We start from the raw sequence: 16,498 nt of genomic DNA, 5'->3' as shown, positions 1-16,498 counted from the left end.
GGTGGGCTCGGTCGTTTCGTAAATGCAGGCTGGCACCGTGGCTACGTTGCAGGCGTGAAGAGATCGGTATGACGACCGTTGACTGGCTCGGCATTCTTCACCCCGTTTTGGCGGTGGTGATCGTCTACCCCTTGATCGGCATCGTCGTGCGATTGGCGATGCAGACCCGAGCGCGTCGTTTGAAGACGCTGAAGTGCCCCCCCACCGTGGGCCGCGAACACAGCGATCTTGGCCGTTGGTTGTCGGTAGGCGTGGTGCTGGTCGTGCTCGTGGCCCTCACCGTGGCGATTGCGACTGACAAGCCCTTGATGGCATTTCACGGCGGAGCCGCCAGGGCTGCGCAGTTGTTGCTTGTGCTGACAGGAACACTTGTGAGTTTGGCAGCGCTCTGGGTGTCGAAGGCGCCTGTGCTTCGTCTTGCATTTGTACTGATCACCTGGGCCGGCGTGCTCGGTCTCGGGGCGCAGCCAGAGGTCTGGCGACTCTCTGACGATCCACTCTCTCCAGCCTTCTGGCAGTCCCATTACTGGTCCGGTGTGGCTGTGGTGGGCCTGATGCTGTTTTCTCTCGGTGCCCAGCCTGAGATCCTGCGTGACCTGCGCCTGCGGCGTCTGCACGTCACCGCCAATGTGCTGGCGGCAGTGCTGTTCCTGGTGCAGGGCATCACCGGGACCCGCGATCTGCTCGAAATCCCCTTGAGTTGGCAGGCTTCAACGATCTATGCCTGCAATTTCAAGACGCGCACCTGTCCGCCTCCTGCTTCAAGTCAGCCACCTGGGATCACTCCTTGATCAGGGGGGCATCCCTCTGATCGCAGGTCGCCCCCGCTGATTTTGGAAGAGCAGGATTCCAGGGCTTGGGTTCGATCACTCCACAATCCTCCAGCACCCTGAATCCCCCCTTGGGGTCTGCCTTGGCCAACAGAGACCGTTTCTTCAGATGAAGGCTGGAACTCACCTGAAGATCACCCTGGGGCGCTGTAAAACGGCTGCCGATGAGCGCCTGGCGTGCAGCGTCGGTTTCGACACTGCCGGAGGTCTCCACCGCCTGAGCCCACAGGTGAACCAAGCTGTATTCGGCTTCCGCCGGGTCGTTGATCACGCGGTGGAAGCCATAGCGTTGCTGGAAACGTTGCGCGAAAGCGGCGGATTCCGGCGTTTGCAGGTTCTGGAAATAACTCCAGCTTGCGTAGGTGCCGGCGATATTGCGTCTTCCGATCGCGACCGCCTCTTCTTCCGACACGGAAAGGCTGAGCACCTTGAGTGCGGAACGCTGATTCAATCCCTGCTTTTGCAGGGCCTGAAAGAAAGCGATATTGCTGTCGCCGTTGAGGGTATTCACCACGGCAACTGGCCCAGCGTTGAGAGCGGCTTGAATGTCTGCGATCAACGGTTGAACAGCTTCACTCCCCAGCGGGAGGTAGTGCTCTTTGAGTACACGTGCTTGTTCGCGCTCAGCCTGTGCGCGGATGATGCGATTGGCTGTTCTCGGGTAGACGTAATCCGAGCCGATCAGCAACAACCGTTTGCTGTGGTTGTTCAGCATCCACCCTAAGGCTGGTTCGGATTGCTGGTTGGGCACCGATCCTCCGTACACCACGGCAGGAGAGCACTCCTGTCCCTCGTATTGCACCGGATAGAACAGAAGTCTGTTACTCGCCTCCATCACCGGAACCATGGCTTTGCGGCTGGCGGAGCTCCATCCACCGAAGATTGCCACCGCCTTGTCGTCGTTCAGCATCCGTTGTGCTTTGCGAGCGAAGACGGCGGGGTCAGACATGCCGTCCTCTTCGATGGGCTCAACCAGCACGCGCCGACCGTTGAGCTTGAGGCCGCCAGCAGCATTGATCTCTTCGATCGCCAGACGCTCCGCCTCAGCCACCGTGGCTTCGGAGAGCGCCATGGTGCCAGTCCGAGAGTGCAGGATGCCCACGCGGATCGTCCCTGTTTGCTGCGGCCCATTTCGTTGTCCGCAGCTGAGGAGCAACAGCGAGCTCAGCAGGCTGACCAGGCCGGGTAGGCCTCTCCGCGTCGCAGTCGCGATGCATTGGTTCATCGTCTCCCCCAGCTGATGACAGCGGTCAGCACCAGCAGGCATAAGGAGAGGTACTGGAAGCGCATGTCGGCTTGATTGATCCGCCGCATGGTGCTGGCCTTCTGCTCATCCAGTGCAGCGATGTAGGCGTTGTATCCCCATGTGAACAATGCGAACAGAGCCATGGCGATCAGATAGCTCGTTGTGAAGAGATCATCAAGGAAGGTGGTGTATGGAAGCTTTGGCAGGGATGCGTGGTACGACTGCTGCAGAAAAATAAGAGTGAGCAGGGCCGTTGAAGGGATCGCAAGTCGCACATCTGAGAGGGTTCCCTCGACCGATGGCGCCATCAGCACGATCGAATTGATGATCATCAGGGGGATGATCCAATTCACAATCCCTGGCCACAGATTCGACTGGAATGTCAGTTCCAAGCGAACCTGGCTGAAATGAGGGTGATACCAGGTGCCCAGCTTGTTGGAGCTTCTTCGCAGAAATGGTGTGAAACTGGCGCCCTGAAGTTGGTAGCCGCTGAGGGAGCCCAGCTCTCCGACAAGATTGTCGTTGGAGGGCAAAGGCAGCAGACGTAGATCGGCGTATTTGTGGGAGGTCCAGAGAGGGTCGAGCTCGTAGATCTTGTCGAGATGAATGCCCGCATAGATGAACGGGTGTTTGGCGACAAGCTCCTCGGAGGGCTCGATGGCCTCCAGGCCTGTGGCGCCTTCCATCACCTCCTGAACCGCGTCAGAGTGAATCGTTTCTGCACTGGGGCCGCGATGCACGATCGCGCGTGTGCCCAACAACAGAGCGATTGCCAGAACCGAGGCAATGAGCAGGAACTTGAAGCGTTTTGAGATGGTCCGGCGCATGCGATCACCGACTTACACCAAAGATGGCCATGCCAACCGCTTGCGTCAGTGTCCTGGTTGCACGTCAGCGCATGTACGGAGTGAACCTGGCTTCTTTGATTTGAGAGCCGCTCAGGGAACCAATGCTGCCCTTCAAATTGTTGTTGCCGGGTTCGGGCAGCAGCCGGAGGTCTGTGTCCTGCTTTGAGGCCCATGGGTTGTTGGTTCTAAGGGCGAATTCCAGGTTTCAATCCGATTGGCGACCGTCATCAGGTTTGCAGAATTTGTTTCATTGCCCTGCAGGAGTGTGTCTACATTAGGAACCCACTTCAGCCAAGAGTTGTGTCAACTTCTTTACCGCATCGTCTCGAACTTCGGGGTCTCCAACGAGCCTAATCTCTCCGGTCGATGGCCACCAATTGAGTTTTAGGTTGCTCACCTCATCTTCGAAAATGGCAATTTCATAGGCTCCTTTGTGGACCCAGCGACAAGGTCGATCGAGCTTATTGACAATATCTTTTAGGGAGATCAGAGTGCCGTTGAATTTCATTAAGCTAAGAAGGCCTGTAACATTAAATTTTAGATTTAGCCCGCCTTTTTGTCTGGACTGCTTTACAGAGGTTGTCATTCCTTTCTTAAATAAAAAGAAAAATGTAACATCAAGTACTAGTTTTTTATTCCTCTAGGTGTAAATGTTGTTTAGGTGTGTATCTACGAACGTGGTGGTCAATTCAAAAGAACTGTCCTCACTTTTCTCGCTCTTTGATGTTAATGGTGACGGTTTTATTACGTCAAAAGAGCTTGAGCAAGTGTTTGCGTCAATGACAGATATTTTAGCTAATGATGAGATGTTGTTGCTCAATAATCTGATGCAAAATAATGGCTTAGTTAGTCGAGATGAGTTTTTAGAGTGGGCCCAAAAGCAACCAGAGTTAGGGCCTTATCAACTCCTCAGAGATATCTTTAAACTGATTGATACGGATGGCAGTGGCTCTCTAAGTTCCGCAGAGCTTTCAACGTTGATGTCATTGTTTGATGCGGACAAAATGACGGATGCTTTTCAGGCTTTGTTTGACTCTTTAGACGTCGATAAAAACGGTGAGATCAATACTGCTGAATTTCTTGCCCTGCTTCAACAGGCAAGTTCGCTTGATATTTCCCTTTTAGACTTAAAGTTATTGAAAAAGAAACTAGTCCAGATTAGTTCGTCATTAAGATTGGATAAAATTTCATTGTTGGAAGTTGATTGTGATCTTGGAGCTGGAAAACCTGGCGCTGGTGCCGGGATCGAGATGCTGAAGGAAGCTATTAAAAATCAGCATGATTTACGCTCCACATGTGAGCAAATAATGGTTGATATTAACGATACTTCTTCTCTAGCACGAGCCTCGAAAATACAAGCAGACACTGTTACTCCATATGCGCGTCATATTGAGGTCATTACTCAAGTAATGAAGGATGCAGCGATGTTGGTCTGCAATAGTTTGGAGAATGATACTTTTCCACTTGTACTCGCTGGAGATCATTCAACTGCGGCATCAACGATTGCTGGCATTCGACGGGCTCACCCAGAGAAGAATCTTGGAGTGATTTGGATTGATGCTCACGCAGATATTCATTCACCTTTTACGACACCTTCAGGTAATATGCATGGGATGCCAGTTGCTATAGCATCTGGTTATGATAATCAATCAGAGGCTATTAACGATATTGATTCGCTGACCAGACAATTATGGGATGAATTGAAAGGGCTCCATGGATTGAGTTCTCCAGCCATAAACCTCGATAACCTTGTCTATGTTGGTGTTAGAGACACCGAGCCTGCAGAGAGTATTACACTTTCTCGATACGATATCCCAATCGTTACTACTGATGATGTAAGACAAGAGGGACCAGTTGCGGCTGCTAATCGTTGTCTTTCCTATCTTTCAGATGTTGATTTGATTTACGTTAGTTTTGATGTTGACTGCCTGGATTCAACGATCTGTAAAGGAACAGGCACCCCTGTACCTGGTGGTCTTTGGGCGCATGAGGCTATTCTTTTGCTAAGAACCCTTTTATCTGATCAGCGTGTTTGCTGCTGGGAAATTTGTGAAATTAATCCTCATCTTGATGAGTTAAATACTTTGGCGGAAGTCTCCTTGGGGATTTTTCGAGCAGGAATTGATGTTTTGTCTGATCGGTACTCCAATTGCTGATTTAATGATGAATTCTGATTCTCAATTTATTTATGAAAAGTTTAATGCTTTGCTTCCCGCTCCGTCGCTCACCCGAAATTTAAACTTTTTCGAAAAAATTCTTTCCAGTCGTGGCTTTTCCGCGATCTGTTTTCGCAGCTTTTCTCAGGTTGTTTTCATTAATAACCCGGTGAGTGGTTTTTTCATTTTTTTGGCATTTTGGATTAATTCACCATCAACGGTTTTTTTTGTGTTGGCTGCCATGTTGTCGGCCAACTTAACTGCTTACTTCCTCGGTTTGAGTCCAAACCTGCGCGATCAGGGGATTTATGGCTTTAACGGCACTCTGGTTGGCTGTGCAGCTGCTGCATTGATTAACGTTGATTCGAGTTTCAATCGATTTGGTGTCATCGCTCTTGTCCTCTTGGCGGCTGGCCTTTCAACTGTGCTCGTTGAACTATGGAGAAAAAGGTTTTCTCATAGAAACGATCCCCCAGCACTTACGTTGCCCTTTTGTTTGGTTGTGTGGCTCTTCTTTACTCCTGCTATCAATACATCGCCCGAGCTAATGGAGATATTGACTGGCAGGGGCTTTTTACTTGACATTGCGCAGTCTATTTTCGTGGGTATCTTCAAAAGCTTTGGACAAGTCTTTTTGAATGGAGAATTGCTTAGTGGTTGTTTGATTTTTTTCGCTGTTTTGATTGCTAGCCCGATTGCTGCTGGTTTAGGGGCTTGGGGATCACTCCTGGGAATGATGACAGCTCTAAGTCAAGGTGTTGAATTGGTCTCTATTTCAGATGGCCTTTGGGGATACAATAGCTTGCTAGTGGCAATCGCAATCGGGGGGATTTTTCACACACCCACGATCCGAAGCCTGATTCTTGCGTCGATCGGTGCCATTGTTGCTGTCTATTTGCAATTGATGCAAGAACTATTGATTGGAAGCTTGCCGACTCTGACACTAAGTTTTGTTCTTACGACGTGGTTGGTGATGCGTTTAGCTGGCAAAGCCTTGCCAGCATTAATCCCGATTCCCCTGCATTCTATTGTCACACCGGAAGAGCATCTTCGTCGATTTAAAGTTGCATTCAGGGTTTTCAAAGACTTCCGTTTTAATATGAGGTGTCGCACAGCGGGTGATCATCACTTGCTCAAAAGGTATCCATTAGACCAGCCTTGTCTGGATCAAGCCCGCGATCTTTTCTCATTCATTGACGTTAATCATGATGATGTACTGAGTGTGAGCGAGTTCTCGCGTGCTTTGATCAAGAGTCAATCTTCGGCAAACTTTTCGGGTCGGCGATTGTCGCCTCATTTGGTGGCTCATCAGCTTGATGCCACGATGGCGAGTATGGATCTTGACCGCAATGGCTTCGTTGATTTTGAAGAATTTTGTTTGTTGATTCATAAATTGCAATACCTTAGGAGAGATGAAGAGCGTTTGCTCGCTTATCTGATGCCTATTGATCGTAATGATGATTGTTCTTTTGATGTCAATGAATTGTCGATGTTGCTGCATTCTCTTGGTTTAGAGCCCCTTTCGTCGGACGAAGTAGCATATATTTTTGAGTCTCAATCAGCCATAGAGTGGTCTCAATTTGTTGACCGGCTTCTTTTGACATGATTCCTTGTTGACTTGATTCCGTTTCAGTTGCTTCAGTCTCAATGATCTTGGGTTTTTGAATTGATCCGAACTCTTTTATGAGTCCTGGCAGGGGAGGCTCATGCGGCTGATGAATTCCTTGGTTGGTACCAGCCACCTATGATTGGTTTTAGAAAGAAATCGCCAAGAGATAAGACTTGCCCCATCGTGAGGCCTGTTGACCAAACCACATCAGGCGATCAACTTCAGCTCGCCGTTTGAGTCGGGTGTCGATCTCTCCACCTCAAATCCTTCCCGCTCATCCAGGTCGTGCCAGTGAGTCGTTGGAATGCTTTACACCTCACCCCACCTCTCAAACTGTTTTTACCTTGCTTAAGAGGTGGACTGCAGGCGTGCTCAATGACGTCAATGCATGTGAGACGTCTGCCCGTCGCACGCTTCGGAGTTCAGAGAACCTGCACTACTTCGCTCACCTCAGGGATCGTTTCACGCATTTTGCGCTCGATGCCCATTTTCAGGGTCATCGTGCTGCTGGGGCAGCTTCCGCAGGCACCCTGCAGGCGCACTTTCACCACGGGACCATCGATTTCCACCACTTCCACGTTGCCGCCGTCGGCCATTAGGAATGGACGCAGCTCATCAAGCACCTTTTCAACGTTTTCACTGGTGAGTGGCAGCGTTTCTGAGCTCATGGATCAATCAAGCTATGAAACCCAGCGTAATCGCAGCACAGGGCTGACCGATTCATACCCTTGGGTTCAGACGCCGTCATCCCTTTGGATCAATACGACGCTGTGCTCGTAGGCGCAGGAATTATGAGTGCCACCCTGGCCTCACTCCTGCACGCTCTCGATCCCGACCTGCGCTTGCTGCTGGTGGAGCGACTCGAGGGGCCGGCTCTCGAAAGCAGCGCGGCGGCGAATAATGCGGGCACGGGACATGCGGCGAACTGTGAGCTGAACTACACCCCCCAGCGCCCTGATGGCCGGATCGAAACCAGCAAGGCGTTGGCTATCAATGCGGCTTTTGAATGCAGCCTCGCCTTCTGGGCATCGTTGGCAGAACGGGGGCTCCTCAAGCCAGACACTTTTCTGCATCAGGTGCCTCATTTGAGTCTGGTCTGGGGTCAGGACGATGTGGCTTTTCTGGAGCAGCGATACCGGCAGCTGAAGGCGCTGCCCGCCTTCAGCGCCATGGAGTGGACCACGGATCCTGCAGAGATGACGGACTGGTTGCCCTTGGTGATGGAGGGGCGATCAGGCGATCAGGCGCTTGCGGCCACGCGGATCAAGCGAGGGCTCGACGTGGATTTCGGCAGCCTCACCCGTGCACTGCTGGCCCCGCTGCAAGGCTCTGGGGCCCTCAAGATCTGCTACGGCACGGTTGTGAAGGGGCTGAAGCGCCAACGCACCGAGGCGATGACCTCAGGCGATTGGGGGATCCAGCTCCAGGGGCCATCCGGCAGCTGGCAGGTTCAAACCCCGTTTGTGTTTCTTGGCGCCGGTGGGGGGGCGCTGCCGCTGTTGCAGAACAGCGGCATCCCGGAAGCTGCCGATTTCGCTGGCTTTCCTGTGAGTGGCCAATGGTTGGTCTGCCAGCGCCCCGACCTTGTGGATCGGCATTTCGCCAAGGTGTATGGAAAAGCCGCGGTGGGAGCGCCTCCCATGTCGGTTCCGCATCTCGACAGCCGTTGGATTGACGGCAAGCGTTCACTTCTGTTTGGCCCCTATGCCGGATTCAGCAGCAAGTTTCTTAAAACAGGCTCCCTGTTTGATCTTCCAAGATCCGTTCGCAGCACCAATCTGGTGCCGATGCTGCAGGTGGGCTTGAACAATCTTCCACTTGTCAAATACCTGATTTCTCAGCTTCGCCAGAGTGAGACGGATCGCATCGACGCACTTAGGCGATTCCTTCCATCGGCAAAGAGTGATGACTGGAGCCTCTCGGTGGCTGGTCAACGGGTGCAAATCATTAAACGCACGCCTGAAGGAAGCCGCTTGCAGATGGGCACCGAGGTTGTGAGCTCGGCTGATGGATCTCTCGCTGCACTGCTTGGGGCCTCTCCGGGAGCCAGCACGTCAGTTCCGATCATGCTCGATGTTCTGAACCGATGTTTTTCGCAGCAACTCGCCACCCAGGCCTGGCAGGAGCGATTGCGCAGCTTGCTGCCTTTCTATGGACAGGACCTCAACGCTGATGCTGACCTCCTCGATCAGGTTCGCCGCCGCAGTGATGCACTGCTTGGGATTCAATCCAGTTGAGTGCTTGTGGAAGGGTGCATCGCCTGATTGTGTTGTGTTCTGCGTTTCACCAGACCAGCCACTACAGCAAGAGCAAACATTCCCAAAAGGGCCAGACCCAGGATCAAGCGACCACCATCAAACAGTCCTGCACCCAGGGCCACGATCGGTGCATCGCTGAGCAGCACACTCACCACTAAGGGAACGACAAAGGCTCGCCAGGTTGTGCCGCTGAGGCCAGCGGCGTAGCTCACGAAATCGAACAGGCCAGTCATCAACAATCCAGTAAGCAGAAAAGGATTGCCCTGGAATTGATTACGGCCGAACCCTTCGATTCTGGCCATCGCGCTACTGCCGACGAGGCGGCCGATGAGCCCGCGTCCATAGCGTCGGGCCAGCAGGAAGGCCGCCTGGCAGAACAGCAGATCGGCGATCACGATCGTGATGAACCCCGTCTCGAAACCCAACAGCGTTCCAGCCAGCAGTGAGTAGGCCGTGCTTGGTAGGGCGGGCAAGAGGATGCTCACTCCTCGCAGCAGGAGGATGGCGATCGGCGCCCAGACGCCGAGGCGTTCCACCTGATTGCGAATCGGCTCCAGCCCATGCACTTGCGCAAGGTGAAAAAAAACCGTCAGCCCAGCAATCGTGGCGGTGATCAGGAGAAAGCGACGCCAGCGTTGCATCAGTGCGATCAGCTCGGTTTCAGATGATCTCGAGAATGACTCATCCTGTTGACGTTGCTGGAGACAGATTCACCAACACCACGCCAGCTGTAATCAGCGCCATTCCCATCAACTGCCCGGCACTGGGCGTTTGTTGATAGAGCAGCATGCCGATCAGCACGATGGCCACGATGCCCAGGCCGCTCCAGAGGGCATAGGTGAGGCCCATGGGCAACACCTGCACCACCCGTGACATCAAGGTCATGGACACTGCATAGGCGGTGAGCACCACCAGGGTGGGACCGGGTCTGCTGAATCCCTCGGAGAGCTTGAGACAGGAGGTGCCGATGACCTCGGCGCCGATTGCGAGCAGCAGCAGAACCCATGGCGACACAGACGGCACAAGCACACGATGAGAGTGAGCTTGGAGGAAGACCCAGCCCGATCACCCCGTTTCGTGGTGGGCCTGGGCAGCTCCTTAGGATTGCATCAACGAACGAATTAGCCCGGGCCGGGATTTCGCCAACCGCATGACCGACGCTCCCGTCTCACGCATCCGCAATTTCTGCATCATTGCCCACATCGACCACGGCAAGTCGACCCTGGCCGATCGGTTGCTGCAGGACACGGGCACGGTGGCCAACAGGGACATGCAGGAGCAGTTCCTGGACAACATGGATCTGGAGCGGGAGCGGGGCATCACCATCAAGCTCCAGGCGGCGCGGATGAATTACACGGCAGCCGATGGAGAGGAGTACGTCCTCAACCTGATCGACACCCCCGGCCACGTGGACTTCTCCTATGAGGTGAGCCGCAGCCTTCTGGCCTGTGAGGGAGCGCTACTGGTAGTGGATGCCAGCCAGGGGGTGGAGGCTCAGACCCTGGCCAATGTGTACCTGGCGCTGGAGAACGACCTCGAGATCATTCCAGTGCTCAACAAGATCGATTTGCCCGGTGCCGATCCCGATCGCATCAAGGAGGAAGTGGAGGCGATCATCGGCCTCGACTGCAGCAATGCCATTCCCTGTTCGGCCAAAACAGGTTTGGGTGTTCCCGAGATTCTGCAGGCGGTGGTGGACCGGGTGCCGCCGCCAGCGGACACGGTGGAGGAGCCCACCAAGGCCCTGATCTTTGATTCCTATTACGACCCCTACCGGGGGGTGATTGTGTATTTCCGGGTGATGAGCGGCCGAATCAGCTGCAAAGACAAGGTGCTGTTGATGGCCAGCAAGAAAACCTACGAGCTTGATGAGATCGGGGTGATGGCACCGGATCAGCGCAAGGTGGGTGAGCTTCACGCCGGCGAGGTGGGCTATCTGGCGGCATCGATCAAGGCCGTGGCCGATGCCCGCGTGGGCGACACGATCACCCTGCTCAATGCCCCGGCGGATGAGGCCTTACCGGGTTACACCGAAGCCAAGCCGATGGTGTTCTGCGGCCTGTTCCCCACCGAGGCGGATCAGTATCCGGATCTGCGCGAAGCGCTCAACAAGCTGCAGCTCTCCGATGCGGCACTGCAGTTCGAACCGGAAACCAGCAGTGCGATGGGCTTCGGGTTCCGTTGCGGCTTCCTGGGGTTGCTGCACATGGAGATCGTGCAGGAGCGCCTGGAGCGGGAGTACGACCTCGATCTGATTGTCACCGCACCGTCGGTGATCTACAAGGTGAACATGATCGACGGAACGGAGGTGATGGTGGATAACCCCGCCACCCTTCCCGATCCGCAGAAGCGCGAATCGATTGAAGAGCCCTACGTGAAGATGGAGATCTACGCGCCGAATGAATACAACGGCGCGCTAATGGGGCTGTGCCAGGAACGGCGCGGTGAGTATCTCGATATGAAATACATCACCACCGATCGGGTGACGTTGATTTATGAACTGCCGCTGGCGGAAGTGGTAACCGACTTCTTCGATCAGATGAAGACGCGTACACAAGGCTATGCGTCGATGGAATACCACCTGATCGGCTATCGCAAGAACGAACTGGTGCGCCTGGATGTGTTGATCAATGGCGAGCGGGCTGATCCCCTCACCACGATCGTGCACCGGGACAAGGCTTACAACGTGGGCAAGGCTCTGGTGGAGAAACTGAAAGAATTGATTCCTCGCCAGCAGTTCAAGATTCCCCTGCAGGCCTCCATCGGCAGCCGCATCATTGCCTCCACCAGCATCAGTGCCATCCGCAAGGACGTGCTGGCCAAGTGTTACGGCGGCGATATTTCACGGAAGAAGAAACTGCTGAAGAAACAGGCCAAGGGCAAGAAGCGAATGAAGGCGATGGGCAAGGTGGATGTGCCGCAGGAGGCCTTCATGGCGGTGCTCAAGCTCAATGATGGTGGGGGGAGCTGAGGCGCCTTAAGTAGGACACCAGCTCTGAGCTGGTATGGAGAGTGTGGTGCTGTGCTGAATCTTGATGGTGCTGCTTCCAGTGGTGCTGTAGTTCACTTGGATCAAATTATTGTTTGCATTGGCCGTGCTGATTGTTCGTGTGACGGTTAGTCCTTGAAGAGGTGTTGGACTCTGCGACAAGTCCAGATTTGAGATCACATTCAGAGTGTTGGATTCTTCGTTGAGTAGTGCTGTCCCCAGAGTCGCATTTTGACACTGACCTGCATCCGGCGTGTAAGCGAGTTGCCCATTGGTTGTCATTGAGCTGTCAGCTTTCCATAACGCAACCTGTTGGCGAACGTCTTCAAGATCCCTGTGGATGGCTGCGTTGACGGTATCTCTTGCTCGGCTCTTGCCCAGGGCTTGCATGGAGTCTCCAAACAGGCGACCTGTCTGTGTGGTGAGTGCCACCAGGATGAAGGATGAGACCAGGGATTCGGTGAGTGTCATGGTCTAGCTCTTCCCTCGCTTGATCCTCCCAGACGTGTGAATGGAAAACACGGCTAAAGGCGCGTTTCTTCACGGCCAGGCGTTGCCAGGATTTATGAGAAGTTGATCTTTTTGCTTGCACCCATGCATTCTCTCTGCTTGGATTCTTTCTTTCGCTTGTAAAGGGAATAGATTCACTGAAATGCTGATGATTTTAATCTGAGTATTTCCTGATAAGAGTGGATTGTCTAATTTGGAAGGTCAAGTCTGGCGTCATCGAAGATGAGAATCTCGACGTTTTTTAGGGTTTGATTTTCTTGATCGGCGTGGGTGATTGTGCATTGTGTTTTTGTGCACCCAGCTGTTCCGTAGTTAGAGCGACTTCCTTCAAAAAAAACAATGTCGAGGCCTGGGCCGCCATTGATTTTGTCGGCTCCAGTTCCAGGAAGATAGATATTCTTGTCACCGCCGCCATTGAGACTATCGCTTCCACCACGCCCCACCAGCACATCGATGCCGTCGCCTCCATTCAAGGTGTCGGCATCGTTTGTTCCTCTTAGGAAGTCATTGCCTGCTTCGCCATTCAATATGCTCGAGCCGTTGTCTCCGGCTTCAATGATGTCGTTGGCCTCAGAGCCTGTGATCTTGTCTCCGCCACCGTAACCGCAAACAAGCACATCTTCCCCTTCTTTGATGTTTGCAATTGGTACACTAATTTCATCAGCTTCTCCCGCTTTGCCGGGGACATTTACAAGGTTGGACGCATCACAAAGACTTCCATCCGAAGGCCTTGAATAGAGAGGGCTGATTCTTGAGCGGGCTCCAGTGACGCTTCCATATTTCACGGTGGCATGGCCCTTCAAGGCAAGAGTGAAGGAGGCATACTTGCCATCGTTGCTTGTGACTGTGAATCCTCCATCTGGAGAGTCGCCATCAAGGCCATCCAACATCGGGCTCCATTCCAGGCTGTTGTTGTAAGAGCCGTCGTCTTCGAGTGCAGGGCCGCACCGCCAGAGAGTGTTGTTGGGCAGCCAATCGCTTGTGGAGGATTTCACGGCATAGATCGCCAAGGGCAGATCCCGGCGCATGTCGATAGCAAAGCGAAATTCCGACAATGTGTTGCTGGTGTTGATTGGGCAACTCGGCGGAATCAGTACATTGCTGCTATCAGTGATTAAGCGTTCTGATAGTGCAATTTCAGCTTCAACAAAGGATGTTGCCCTTGACCAATCGTTGCGTTGGCGTTCCATCGCTTCGGCTTTTTCGCTGCTTTCGAGATGGGAAACAAGTGCTTGCCCTGCCACGGTGGCCGTCATCATGCCAATGAACGTTGCGACCAGAAGTTCAGTCAGTGTGAATCCCATAGCTTAAAACGCAGTGTTGTAGTCGCAGCCGCTGGAACGTTCAATCCCTTGGCGAACCAACCCAAGGGGTTGGATGATGGCAATGCAGCGATTGGGAATGTCTGGAGAGAAGTGTAATTTGATCAAACCGCCCTTGGAAACTGTTCCTCTTGGGGTGAAGACGATTTCAGTGGGCAGTGCATTGTTATTTTCTTTGGTGCATTTGAACGTGCTTGGTGCTAAAGCTGTTTGGCTACAAATCACTAATTGTTCAGAATTTTCAACGATTTCGCGAAGCTTGAGTGTGCTAATATTGTTACAATTACTTGTGTTTGGCGTGGGCTCAAGTGACGCCGTGCTATCGATAACTTGGATGATGCATATTTGCGCTTGCTGCACTGCGCGGAGGCGTATGTCTTCGATCCAGTTGGCAGCCTCGCGGGTTGCTGCTTTCAATCGTTCCTGCTGCCAATTGCGTTGAAAGGATGGGATGGCAATCCCGCTGAGAATGCCTGCAATGATCATCACTGCAAGCAATTCAATCAAGGTGAATCCTGAATTCGTTTTCGAGTCCCTCGTCGTGACCACCATGATCAGAGCTTCTCAAATGATGTCCAGCTGTTTACTCCCAGGCCGATGTAATCTTGAATGCTAATTCCAAAGCGAGTGCCCAAGCCGGTGAACAGTTGTGAACCCATGTCTTTGGGAACCACCAATTGGGCGTTGTTTGAGTTTGAGCCGTCCCAGGTCTTGGCCCATACGGCTCCGGAAATATCGCCGCCGCCGCATTCACCATCGAGATCGCAGTCAGCAGAGTCCCCTGAACCGCCATTGATGCCGACTGTGGCGCAGGGAAAATACACAAACATATTGGCTGCTTTTTGATTGTTGCCTTGTGATGTGCCTGCCAAGGTCACTGTTTGAATGGTGTCATTCTCATTGGCCGTGCTGCATTTTGGATCAGCACTCATTGGTAGTCCATACATGGAGAGGTCTCCGGGACGGCCGTCATGAATGATCCCCGTGTTGCCTCCAACTTTGACTACTTCTCCTCCTTGGGTGTCTGTATCCAAGCCTTCGACGTAGAGGCGCACTGGGCCTGAGCTCGTATCAATTTCCAGGCGTTCTTTGCCGCTTAACAAGATCGTGTTGATGCGGCAGTGCGTGACCGGTGGGTTGCTTGCATCTGTTGCGCAGTATCCATTGCTCGAAGGCTCTTTGTTGTCTTCTTCTTCTGTTGGTTTACTCTGAGACTGGATAAAGTATGTGTTTTCTAATGATTTTTTGTCTGTTTTGTCTTTGATCGGAAAATCCTGGATATTGCCGGTTGTATTGATGTATTGAATTAAGTCTTCCGGGAAGGTGGGAACCGGTGGGAGATTAATTGGTCCTAGAAAAATCTGACCATCCACATCACTGTTGGCTTGAGCACCGATAGCTTCCTTCGCCTGCTCTTCTGTGGGTGGACCGTCGGGATTGGGGTTGGTGCAGCGGGTGCAGAGTACATTTCCAGATATGGCCCCCTTCACGTCATTATTGCCAAGGTTGATGTAGGAGCCGAGAAGCCCTGGAAAGCCGCTGGAGGAGCACTCGCCGGAAAAATCACCGAAGCGGCAGTTGCAGGGTTTTGGTTTCACGTCAAAGCTCATTTCCACCGCTGCAGTGGCAAGAATTTTGCTGTTGTCGGCATTTTTTCTATAGCCGATCACGCGAAGGCGACCTGTGCCGCCATAAAATTTCGTACCTGAATAGGCGTAGTAATCAATGACGTAGTCCCCGCTTGGATTGGTGTTGCTTGACGTCAGGGCTGGGGTTCCTGTTTGGGTGGCATCTGAACAAATGGATGAGGGCAGCGATGGTGTGCCCCAGGTGCCGGTGTTAATGCAATCGTTAGGGGGTGGGGCTGAGCCGCTCTGGGAATAACAGTTAATAAGGAGGTAGTTGAAGTTCCGATTCAATCCTTCGATCGTGCGTGCCAAACCCGCCTCGGCAATCGCTTTGGCTTGGCGCGATTGTTCGAGACGGGTGGAGCCGATCAGGCCGCCAAAGCTGCGGGTAAGCATGGCGGCGCTGCCCGCGAGCATGATCAGGCCGATGGTGACAACGAGGGGGAGGACAAAGCCATCTTTATTATTTTGTTTTTGATGGCTTTGTTTGTTGATCATTTATGAAGTGAGCATTGTGAGCGGGATATGGTTAAAGATTGGTAGCACTTCCTTGTCATCATGCGCAGACAGCAGCTGCGACGTCGCCTAAAGTAACAGGGTCTCCTGTTTTACTCTTAATATCTCGCTTTCCTGAATCTGCATCGACGCAAGATTTCGCTGCGTATTTATTTAACAATTGATCTGCTCCTGTGACATTGACTCCATATGCAGGCGCTATAAGCCCGGCATCGATGAAGGTACAGTTTTCGCTGTCCGCGTTTGCCGCTCCTACTTCGTTTGTCAGGAAAACAGCGGCATCATCGGGGTCTAACTGGTGTTCCGCTGCGACTTGGCTGAGGATTGCGCCAACCTTTGATGTGCATTCTGTTGCCTTCGCTTTGGCGGTTTGACTCAAGAAATTAGGGAGTGCAACTGCAGACAAGATCCCAACAATCACAATCACGATCATCAGCTCCACCAAGGTGAAGCCCTTCTCGATCAGATTGCGGCCTTTCTTGCGATTGAGGAGTGCCAGCTGCAGCCGGCTGTTGAGAGTGGTCATGGCTGATCAGTGGATGGGATGAATGGTTTCGGCACCTGGTGTGCCCACAGATCAACCATC

General features: G+C 52.9%; 15 protein-coding genes. 5 read left to right on the top strand and 10 right to left on the bottom strand.

The window, feature by feature from the left end; genetic code table 11:
• The first annotated feature begins 68 nt into the window (after positions 1-68).
• A complete protein-coding gene (locus ACLM45_RS06030) occupies positions 69-791 on the top strand; it encodes a DUF4079 domain-containing protein (RefSeq protein ID WP_006042035.1) in 723 nt (240 codons plus the stop codon).
• On the opposite strand, the gene ACLM45_RS06025 is transcribed toward ACLM45_RS06030, so the two are convergent.
• Together ACLM45_RS06025 and ACLM45_RS06020 are read right to left on the bottom strand one after the other, a co-directional pair.
• Complete coding sequence (locus ACLM45_RS06025) at positions 781-2,055, bottom strand: urea ABC transporter substrate-binding protein (RefSeq protein WP_415411366.1); 1,275 nt, start codon at positions 2,053-2,055, stop codon at positions 781-783. The two genes, ACLM45_RS06030 and ACLM45_RS06025, sit on opposite strands and share 11 nt — an antisense overlap.
• Positions 2,052-2,903, bottom strand: a complete 852-nt coding sequence (locus tag ACLM45_RS06020) for a hypothetical protein (protein WP_415411125.1) — start codon at positions 2,901-2,903, stop codon at positions 2,052-2,054. The genes ACLM45_RS06025 and ACLM45_RS06020 overlap by 4 nt, the downstream gene beginning before the upstream one ends.
• A 701-nt stretch (positions 2,904-3,604) precedes the next feature.
• Here ACLM45_RS06020 and ACLM45_RS06015 point away from each other — a divergent pair.
• The gene (locus ACLM45_RS06015; protein WP_415411124.1) at positions 3,605-5,080 is read left to right on the top strand and encodes an arginase family protein; all 1,476 of its coding nucleotides are present in this window, start codon (positions 3,605-3,607) and stop codon (positions 5,078-5,080) included.
• Positions 5,049-6,686 (top strand): urea transporter, encoded by a 1,638-nt coding sequence (locus tag ACLM45_RS06010; protein WP_415411123.1) that lies wholly within the window; start codon positions 5,049-5,051, stop codon positions 6,684-6,686. Before ACLM45_RS06015 ends, ACLM45_RS06010 begins: the two co-directional genes overlap by 32 nt.
• A 425-nt stretch (positions 6,687-7,111) precedes the next feature.
• On the opposite strand, the gene ACLM45_RS06005 is transcribed toward ACLM45_RS06010, so the two are convergent.
• Positions 7,112-7,357 (bottom strand): NifU family protein, encoded by a 246-nt coding sequence (locus ACLM45_RS06005; protein ID WP_006042028.1) that lies wholly within the window; start codon positions 7,355-7,357, stop codon positions 7,112-7,114.
• Positions 7,358-7,441: 84 nt separating this feature from the next.
• Here ACLM45_RS06005 and ACLM45_RS06000 point away from each other — a divergent pair, with 84 nt between their 5' ends.
• Positions 7,442-8,926, top strand: a complete 1,485-nt coding sequence (locus ACLM45_RS06000) for a malate:quinone oxidoreductase (protein ID WP_415411365.1) — start codon at positions 7,442-7,444, stop codon at positions 8,924-8,926.
• Here ACLM45_RS06000 and ACLM45_RS05995 read toward each other — a convergent pair.
• Together ACLM45_RS05995 and ACLM45_RS05990 are read right to left on the bottom strand one after the other, a co-directional pair.
• A complete protein-coding gene (locus ACLM45_RS05995) occupies positions 8,914-9,588 on the bottom strand; it encodes a TVP38/TMEM64 family protein (RefSeq protein WP_415411122.1) in 675 nt (224 codons plus the stop codon). The genes ACLM45_RS06000 and ACLM45_RS05995 overlap by 13 nt on opposite strands.
• A gap of 40 nt (positions 9,589-9,628) precedes the next feature.
• Positions 9,629-9,970: a DMT family transporter gene (locus ACLM45_RS05990; RefSeq protein WP_415411121.1), complete on the bottom strand. Its 342-nt coding sequence runs from the start codon at positions 9,968-9,970 to the stop codon at positions 9,629-9,631.
• A gap of 127 nt (positions 9,971-10,097) precedes the next feature.
• On the opposite strand from ACLM45_RS05990, the gene lepA reads away from it, so the two are divergent.
• Positions 10,098-11,918: a translation elongation factor 4 gene (gene lepA / locus ACLM45_RS05985; RefSeq protein WP_415411120.1), complete on the top strand. Its 1,821-nt coding sequence runs from the start codon at positions 10,098-10,100 to the stop codon at positions 11,916-11,918.
• Between the two features lie 6 nt (positions 11,919-11,924).
• Here lepA and ACLM45_RS05980 read toward each other — a convergent pair whose 3' ends face one another.
• The 5 genes from ACLM45_RS05980 to ACLM45_RS05960 form a co-directional block, all read right to left on the bottom strand.
• Positions 11,925-12,407 carry a hypothetical protein gene (locus tag ACLM45_RS05980; protein ID WP_415411119.1) on the bottom strand — a complete coding sequence of 161 codons (483 nt, stop codon included), beginning with the start codon at positions 12,405-12,407 and terminating at the stop codon, positions 11,925-11,927.
• A gap of 227 nt (positions 12,408-12,634) precedes the next feature.
• Positions 12,635-13,705: a calcium-binding protein gene (locus tag ACLM45_RS05975; RefSeq protein ID WP_415411118.1), complete on the bottom strand. Its 1,071-nt coding sequence runs from the start codon at positions 13,703-13,705 to the stop codon at positions 12,635-12,637.
• Positions 13,706-13,753: 48 nt separating this feature from the next.
• The gene (locus tag ACLM45_RS05970; RefSeq protein WP_415411117.1) at positions 13,754-14,320 is read right to left on the bottom strand and encodes a Tfp pilus assembly protein FimT/FimU; all 567 of its coding nucleotides are present in this window, start codon (positions 14,318-14,320) and stop codon (positions 13,754-13,756) included.
• A 2-nt stretch (positions 14,321-14,322) separates the two neighbouring features.
• Positions 14,323-15,894, bottom strand: a complete 1,572-nt coding sequence (locus ACLM45_RS05965; RefSeq protein ID WP_415411116.1) for a hypothetical protein — start codon at positions 15,892-15,894, stop codon at positions 14,323-14,325.
• Positions 15,895-15,952: 58 nt separating this feature from the next.
• Complete coding sequence (locus ACLM45_RS05960) at positions 15,953-16,438, bottom strand: type IV pilin protein (protein ID WP_415411115.1); 486 nt, start codon at positions 16,436-16,438, stop codon at positions 15,953-15,955.
• Positions 16,439-16,498 lie beyond the last annotated feature (60 nt).

Origin of the sequence: Synechococcus sp. A10-1-5-9 (genome assembly GCF_047716785.1) — a bacterium.
Lineage (GTDB): Bacteria > Cyanobacteriota > Cyanobacteriia > PCC-6307 > Cyanobiaceae > Synechococcus_C.
The sequence above is the reverse complement of the archived record's forward strand: the minus strand, read 5'-3'. Positions and strand labels throughout refer to the sequence as shown.